The sequence below is a fragment of the Halomonas sp. BC04 genome (assembly GCF_000568385.1).
This window is the reverse complement of sequence record NZ_AZQX01000367.1, coordinates 1-5,458: the sequence shown is the minus strand read 5'-3', so window position 1 is coordinate 5,458 and position 5,458 is coordinate 1. Positions and strand designations below refer to the sequence as shown.

Annotated in this window: 3 protein-coding genes and 1 pseudogene; all 4 read left to right on the top strand. The window is 63.2% G+C overall.

Annotated features, from left to right (window positions below; genetic code table 11):
* The first annotated feature begins 26 nt into the window (after nucleotides 1-26).
* Entirely contained in the window at nucleotides 27-2,219 is a 2,193-nt protein-coding gene (locus tag Q427_RS24770) for a methyl-accepting chemotaxis protein (RefSeq protein WP_043518016.1), read from the top strand.
* Nucleotides 2,216-3,094 carry a CheR family methyltransferase gene (locus tag Q427_RS24765; protein ID WP_043518015.1) on the top strand — a complete coding sequence of 293 codons (879 nt, stop codon included), beginning with the start codon at nucleotides 2,216-2,218 and terminating at the stop codon, nucleotides 3,092-3,094. Before Q427_RS24770 ends, Q427_RS24765 begins: the two co-directional genes overlap by 4 nt.
* A gap of 138 nt (nucleotides 3,095-3,232) precedes the next feature.
* Nucleotides 3,233-4,293, top strand: a pseudogene (locus Q427_RS24760) (protein-glutamate methylesterase/protein-glutamine glutaminase).
* A gap of 55 nt (nucleotides 4,294-4,348) precedes the next feature.
* Nucleotides 4,349-5,458: methyl-accepting chemotaxis protein (locus tag Q427_RS24755; protein WP_043518014.1), on the top strand; the 1,110-nt coding region annotated here is incomplete at its 3' end.

Here is a 5,458-nt window from a genome sequence, read left to right as displayed (position 1 = left end):
TGGCTAGGTGACAAGGGATAAACAATATGCGCGACAATCAGCCAGTGACACAGCGTGAATACAAGCTGAGCGATCAGCACCTTTTGATCACTCGCACGGATCTGGAGGGGCGAATCACCTATGCCAATGCGGCATTCGTGGAGGTCAGTGGCTTCAGCCATGATGAGCTGATCGGGTCCCACCATAATATGATCCGTCACCCCGATATGCCGGTGGAGGCGTTTGCCGACCTCTGGCAGACCATCAAGCAAGGGGAGACCTGGCAGGGGGTGATCAAGAACCGTCGCAAGGACGGCGATCATTACTGGGTTCAGTCCACCGTTACCCCGATCCTCGAAGAGGGGAAGTGTCAGGGGTACACCTCGGTGCGTGCCAAGGCCGACCCGGCGGCAGCCGAAAAGGCCGCAGGCGATTACGCCCGCCTGCGTGAGGGGCGTGCCAGGCACCTGGCTTTCCGTCAGGGGCAACTGGTGCGGCGGGGTCCTCTTGGTCTCGTCTCCCGCCTCAATCTGCATACCATTCGCGCCAAGCTGGTCATGATGACGCTGGTTCCCGTGCTGCTGCTGCTGCTCAGCGGTGCGGCCGGCGTCTATGGCCTGCAGGTGTCGGGCGATCGGGTGGCACAGCTGAACAACAATGGCGTGCAGGATATCGCCGATCTCCAGCGGATCGATCAGCTGCTGAGCCAGCTCATGATCGACCTGGAGCGTCCGGTGCGCAACCCGCGTGCGCTGCGTCTGGAGCAGATCCATGAGCTCGACGATGAGGTCAATGCCGTTGTCGAGCGCATCGAGGGTTCCTGGCAGAGCTTCCTGGAAGGCGAGGATCCCACCCAGTCGGAGATAGCCACCCTGGATGGCCAGCTCGAGGTCGCGGTGCAGGAGGGCATCCGGCCCACGATGGCCGCCCTTATCGAGGGCAGCGGTTTCGCCGCCTACGAGGCCTTCAACGATGTGCTGCGCGCGGAAGTCGAACTGATCGGGCAAAGCATCAACGTGCTGGTGGAGGACAAGCTGCGCTTTGCCAACGAGCTGGCCGAAGAGGCGGCCCAGGGCCAGGCACTGATGCTCAAGGGGCAGGTCATCGCGGTATCGCTCGGCGTCGCCTTTCTTATCATGCTGGGGCTCTGGACCCTGAGCTCGATTACACGGCCGCTGCGGCGCGCCGTGGACTTCACGCTGCAGGTCGCCTCCGGCAACCTGGCGGTGCGCTCCCCCGAGCAGCGGCGTGACGAAGTCGGGGTGCTGCTCAAGGCGCTCAATACCATGCGCAAGAGTCTCTACACCACGACCCACAGCGTGCAGCAGGGTATTGATGTGGTGACACCGGCATCGCGCTCCATCGCCCGCGGCAACGAGGACCTCTCGGCACGCACCGAGCAGCAGGCCGCCTCGCTGCAGGAAACCGCCTCCAGCATGGAGGAGATGACCACCACGGTGCAGCAGAATACCGACAACGCCCGCCAGGCCAGTGGGCTGGCCCTGGACAATGCCGGACGCGTGCGTGATACCGGGGAGCTGATGCATGGCGTGGTGAAGACCATGGAGCGGATCACCGCCAGTTCCAACAAGATGACCGACATCATCAATGTCATCGACGGGATCGCCTTCCAGACCAATATCCTGGCCCTGAATGCCTCGGTGGAAGCGGCGCGGGCCGGTGAGCAGGGCCGCGGTTTCGCCGTGGTGGCCGGTGAGGTGCGCAGCCTGGCGGGACGCAGCGCGGATGCCGCCAAGGAGATCCGCCAGCTGATCGACGGCTCCTCCAGCGAGATCAAGGAGGGCGCGTCCCAGGTGCAGAAGGCAGAGAGCGCCATGGCGGAAGTGGTGTCCGCTTCCACTCGGGTCAACGACATCATGGGCGAGATCACCGCCGCCTCCGAGGAACAGAGCAGTGGTATCGGCCAGATCAACCAGGCGATCACCGAGATGGACCAGGTGACCCAGCAGAATGCCGAGCGCGTCCAGCAGAGTGCCCGTGCGGCCAGCGACCTGCAGCATCAGGCAGAGCAGCTGGCCCAGGCAATCCGAGTGTTCCGCTTGCGTGGTGCAGGACCTGAAAAGGTCGAGGCGATCGCGTCGGCGCAAGCCGAGGTGAGGGAGCACAGTGCGCGTCCCGATGTGGCCTCCTTGCAGCACGATCCGCGACCGGTGGCGTCGCCACTGGCGAAGCAGGGCAAGGCAGCGTCATCCATGGATGAAGAGTGGGAAACGTTTTGACGACAACAGAGCCAGACTCCGGCGCCGATCCGGGCCAGTGGTCCGGTCTCGGTCAGCTCGAGCGTGATCTGATCCTGACCGACGAGGACTTCGGCCAGATCCGCAAGCTGATCTATCAGCGAGCGGGTATCGTGCTCGCCGAGCACAAGCGCGAGATGGTCTACAGCCGACTCGCCAAGCGCCTTCGTCATCATGGCCTGACTCGTTTCAGCGACTATCTGGCCAGGCTGGCACGCCAGCCCGATGCAAGGGAGTGGGAGGAGTTCACCAACGCCTTGACCACTAACCTCACCGCCTTCTTTCGGGAGATGCACCATTTCCCGCTGCTGGCCGAGCACATTCGCCAGGCCAGTGGGCCGGTGCGCATCTGGAGTGCCGCTGCCTCCTCGGGCGAGGAACCCTATTCGCTTGCCATGACTCTGCTGGAGACTCTTGGCTCGAAGGCCTCCGATGCCCGAGTGGTGGCCACCGACATCGATACGGATGCTCTCGCACGAGCCAGGGCGGGGGTCTATCCCATCGAGCAGGTGCGCAAGCTCGATGAGGCGCGGGTGAAGCGGTTCTTCCAGAAAGGCAAGGGGCGGCATGAAGGGTTCGCCAGGATTCGGCCCGAGGTCTCGTCGCTGGTGGAGTTTCAGTCGATGAACTTGCTGGCGCCCCAGTGGCCGGTCAAGGGCCCCTACGATGCAATCTTCTGTCGTAACGTCATGATCTATTTCGACAAGGAGACCCAGGCGCGAATCCTCGAGCGCTTTGCGCCGCTGCTCAAGCCCAATGGACTGCTGTTTGCCGGGCACTCCGAGAATTTCTCCTATATCAGCAAGGTGTTCCGGCTGAGGGGGCAGACCGTCTACACCCTTGCCAGTCACCGTTGAGTTTTCACTACATTTTCTCGGCCTGCCAACGTTTATCGCCTGAGCGCTAAAGTTCTGGCCGGACAGGCCGATGGTAGACCTATCCAACATTCGTCTTGGGCCGTGTCGAGCGGCCCTTGCCATCAAGGAGGCCTCGTCTTGGGATCGAACAGGATCAAAGTGCTGTGTGTCGATGATTCAGCCCTGATTCGCGACCTGCTGAGCGAGATCATCAACTCCCAGCCGGATATGGAAGTCGTGGCCGTGGCACCAGACCCCTTGGTGGCACGTGATCTCATCAAGCGCCACAACCCCGATGTGCTGACCCTGGACGTGGAAATGCCGCGCATGGACGGCCTCGACTTCCTCGAGCGTCTGATGCGGCTGAGACCCATGCCTGTCCTGATGGTGTCGTCGCTGACCCAGGCTGGCTCCGAAGTCACGCTTCGGGCTCTGGAGCTGGGTGCCGTCGACTTCGTGGCCAAGCCGGCGCTGGGGATTCGCAATGGCATGATGGATTATGCCAACGATATCGCCGAGAAGATCCGGCTGCGGCCAAGTCGCGACCCCGGCAAGCCAGGCGGCCGGAGGCGACTCCAAGACCAACGCTGAAGGCGCCGCTGGTCTCCAGTGAAAAGCTGATCATCATCGGCGCCTCGACGGGCGGTACCGAGGCGATACGCGCCGTGCTGGAGCCGCTGCCGGCCAACAGCCCTGCCATCCTGATCACCCAGCACATGCCGGGCGGCTTCACCCGCTCCTTTGCCGAGCGGCTCGACCGGCTGTGCCAGATATCGGTCAAGGAGGCCAGCGACGGTGAGCGGGTGCTGCCGGGGCATGCCTATATCGCCCCGGGGGACTCCCACCTCAAGCTGGCTCGCAGTGGGGCCAACTATGTGGCTCGGCTGGACGATGGCCCCCCTGTCAACCGCCATCGCCCGTCCGTGGACGTGCTCTTCCATTCCGCCTCGACCCAGGCGGGCCGTAATGCCATCGGTGTGATTCTGACCGGCATGGGCAAGGATGGTGCGGCAGGGCTGCTCGAGATGCGCCAGGCGGGCTCGGCCACGCTGGCCCAGGACGAGGCGAGTTGTGTGGTTTTTGGCATGCCTCGTGAGGCCATCGCCCTGGGTGGGGCAGCCGAGGTGCTCGGCCTTGACGATATACCGGAACGCTTGATGGCCCTGGTGGCGGCTTCCGGCCGGGCCCAGCGGGTCTGACCATAACAATCAAGACTGAAGACGCTAGCGTCAACGAGCGCGAGGAACTGCCGATATGAGTCGATTCATCCGCAACATCAGCATTCACGTATCCGTGATTGCCGCACTTGTCAGCTTTGCCGTCTTGATTGGGCTGGTAGCGCTGCTGTCGGCTCTGTCGGATCGACAGGCGGGCATGACACTGGCCGACCTTGATCGGATCAACGTACAACAGCTCAATGAGATCAACCGCGCCGATGCGCTGCTCAATGCGGCCCGGGTAAGCCTCGAGATCGCTTCCAATCAGGTCATGCTGGGCCGCATGGCCCAGGCCAACGAGCAGCTGGCGCAGGCGTCCAGCCACCTTGATCGTTCCGAGCAGCGACTCGCCAACTTCTCGGCTTCCGTCAAGTCGGAACAGGGTGCGCGCCTTGCGGCCGACGTGGAGTCGAACTTCACCACCGTGCTGGATCTGGTGCGCCAGCAGCATGTTGCTCTCGATGAGCTCAACACGCCTGGGTTCGGTGATCTGCGGGATGAGCTGATCGAGCCGGCAGAGGCCCTGGGCGCCAGCATGGCCGCCTTCGTCGCCCACGGGTTCGATAGCGGTGCAGCGATGGTGGCAGACTTCCAGCGGCAGGCGGATCGCTTCGAGCTGATCAAGCTGGGGGCGCTGCTGCTGGCCGCTGTTGTGCTGCTGCTAGTCTATCTGGGGCTGCGGGCAACGGTCGTTCGCCCCCTGAATTCGGCGGTCCAGCATCTCCAGACCATTTCCAAGGCCGATCTGACCGGAAAGATACCGGAGGGGAGCCATAACGAGATCGGCAAGCTCTTCAACGCCATGCGCAACATGCAGCAGAGCCTGGTACGTATCGTCGGGCAGGTGCGCGACAGCAGCGGCTCGATACATATCGGTACCCGCGAGATTGCCGGTGGTAACGCCGATCTCTCGTCGCGCACCGAACAGCAGGCGGCATCGCTCCAGGAGACGGCGGCGAGCATGGAGGAGATCACCGCGACGGTTCGCCAGAATGCCGACAACGCCCGTCAGGCCAGCGGCCTGGCCCTGGATGCCTCAACGACCGCTGAGCGTGGCGGTGAGGTGGTCGATCGCGTGGTGCAGACCATGGGCGGTATCTCGGCCAGCTCGAAGAAGATCAGTGATATCACCAGCGTCATCGACTCC